2 protein-coding genes are annotated in these 2366 nt (G+C 71.5%); both read right to left on the reverse strand.

Translation table 11 applies throughout. From position 1 onward, the window contains the following. On the reverse strand, window positions 1-1427 hold a 1427-nt coding region (locus VF536_RS13660; RefSeq protein WP_331615400.1), incomplete at its 3' end, for a HAMP domain-containing sensor histidine kinase. After that, window positions 1424-2173, reverse strand: coding sequence for a response regulator transcription factor (locus VF536_RS13665; RefSeq protein ID WP_331615401.1), 750 nt, complete (start codon window positions 2171-2173; stop codon window positions 1424-1426). The genes VF536_RS13660 and VF536_RS13665, both read right to left, overlap by 4 nt. Window positions 2174-2366: the final 193 nt, after the last annotated feature.

Here is a 2366-nt window from a genome sequence, read left to right on the forward strand (position 1 = left end):
GGTGCGTCGAGCAGCCGGATCTCCGCGCCGTGGAGCGCCAGGATGCGGTGGACGATGCGCAGCCCCAGGCCTCCGCCACGGCGCGCGCCGTCGACGTTGAACGGACGCTGGAAGAGGTCTGCGCGCCGCGCCGGATCGATGCCCGGGCCGGTGTCGGACAGCCGCACGCGCACCTGCGCGGACGGCGTCCGGTCGATCTGGACCCGCACCTGTCCGCCGGCCGGCGTGTGGCGGATCGCGTTGTCCAGCAGGTTGGTCAGGACGCGTTCGATCAGGCCCAGGTCCGCCTCCACCGGCGGCACGGGCCCGTCGAAGAACGCGCCCAGCGTGAGCTCCCGCTGCGCCGCCACCAGCTCGAACTTCTGGAAGACGTCCTGCACCAGGTCCGTCAGCTGGAACGACTCCATCTGAGGCTCGACGAACCCTTGCTCCAGCCGCGCGAGCTCGAACAGCGACCGGGCCAGACCGCCGACCGCGGTGCTCTGCTCGATCGCGATCTCGAGATAGCGGCGCCGCTGCGCCGCATCGAGCTGTCCGTCCTTCAGCAGCAGCGTCTCGAGGTAGCCGTGCAGCGAGGACAAGGGCGTGCGCAGGTCGTGGGAGATCGTCGTCACCATCTCCCGGCGTTGTTCGTCCTGCCGCGACAGGCGCCGCCACTGCTCGCCGATGCGCGCGGCCATCTGCGAGAAGGCGCCGCGCAGCACGGCGATCTCGTCGCGCGGCGCCGCGGCGGATGAGGCCTCGTCCACGAGCAGGTCCGGCGCCGCCGCATCGTCGATGTCGTACCGGCGCACGGCGTCCGCCAGACGTCGCAGCGGTCGCGTGATCAGGCCGAAGGCGATCAGGCCGGCCGCCAGGCAGAGCAGCGCCACGATCGCGATGGACCACAGGGCCGCGCGCAGCGCGTTGCCGGTGGCGTCGAGACCGGCCAGGCGGTCGTGGGCCTCGCCCAGCAGCACGACGTAGACGAAGCCCGCGTCGCGGTCGCCGACGCGCAACGGCGCCGCGCTGAACACCTTGCGGGCGTCACTGCGCGGATCGTCGCCGGTGATCGGCAGCGGCGCGCGGGCGAGGAAGCGGCGGATCGGATCCAGGTCCACGCGTTCGCGCGTCAGGCGGCCCTGCGGCGCGGCGTGCTCGACGACGCGGCCGTCGGTGTCGAGCAGGTAGACCTCCACGCTCGGGTTCACCGCCATCAACTGTCCGAAGAGCCGCCGCACCGCGCCGGGCATCGGGCCTCGCTCATCCATCAGCGGCGCCTGCGCCGCGATGTGCGCGGCCAGATCGCGGGACAGGCCCTGCACCACCTCCTGCTCATGCATCCGGCTGGAACGCACCTGCAGCCAGGCCGAAGCGCCGGAACACAGCAGCAGCAGCCCGGCGAAGACCAGGGCGAGCCGCTGCGTGAGGTTCAGGCGCGGGATCATGGGCCGGGCGCCATCTTGTAGCCGCGCCCCCAGACGGTGAGGATGCGGGCGGGGTTGGACGGATCGGCCTCGATCTTGGCGCGCAGCCGGTTGATGTGGGTGTTGACCGTGTGCTCGTAGCCTTCGTGCTTGTAGCCCCAGACGGCGTTGAGCAGGTCGAGCCGCGAGAACACCTGGCCGGGCTGCCGGGCGAAGAAGTAGAGCAGGTCGAACTCGCGCGGCGTGAGCTCGATCGTGCGGCCGTCCAGTTGGGCCGACCGGGCGACCGGGTCGATGAACAGGCCGTCCAGGCCGACGCTGCCGGCGTCCAGCCGCGCGCTGCGGGACATCGCCTCGGCGCGGCGCAGCAGCGCCTTCACGCGCGCCACCAGCTCGAGCACGGAGAACGGCTTGGCCAGGTAGTCGTCGGCGCCCAGCTCCAGGCCGAGGATGCGATGCAGCTCCCCGCCCCGCGCGCTGATGATGACGATGGGCACGTAGTGCGGCATCGCCCGCGCACGGCGGCAGATCTCCAGGCCGTCGACGCCGGGCAGCATCACGTCGAGCACCAGCAGGTCCCAGCCGCCTTGCTCGGCCAGGCGCAGGCCTTCGAGGCCGTCGGCGCAATGGACGACCTCGTAGCGCTCGTCGCGCAGGTGCAGCGCGAGCAGCTCGGCGATGTGCGCGTCGTCTTCGACGAGCAGCAGCCGTTTGGTCGGGTGCTGGGGAGGGGGCTGCGGCGGATGTTGGGACGGATCGCTGACCATGGCGGGCATTCTCACCGCCGGACCGGTCCGGACGGCGCTCCGGAGTTCTCACATTTATTTGAACTTTGCGTGAGGACTTCGGGAGGCGCGCTGCGTACGCTGACGGCCATCGTCCCTCGGAAAGGGACCTCGAGCAGGAGCACCGCCATGAGCACCCGACGCCGATTCCTCGTCCTGGGCGGCACCGCCGCCG

It is taken from the genome of Roseateles sp. (assembly GCF_036486225.1).
Classification (GTDB): Bacteria; Pseudomonadota; Gammaproteobacteria; order Burkholderiales; family Burkholderiaceae_C; genus Roseateles.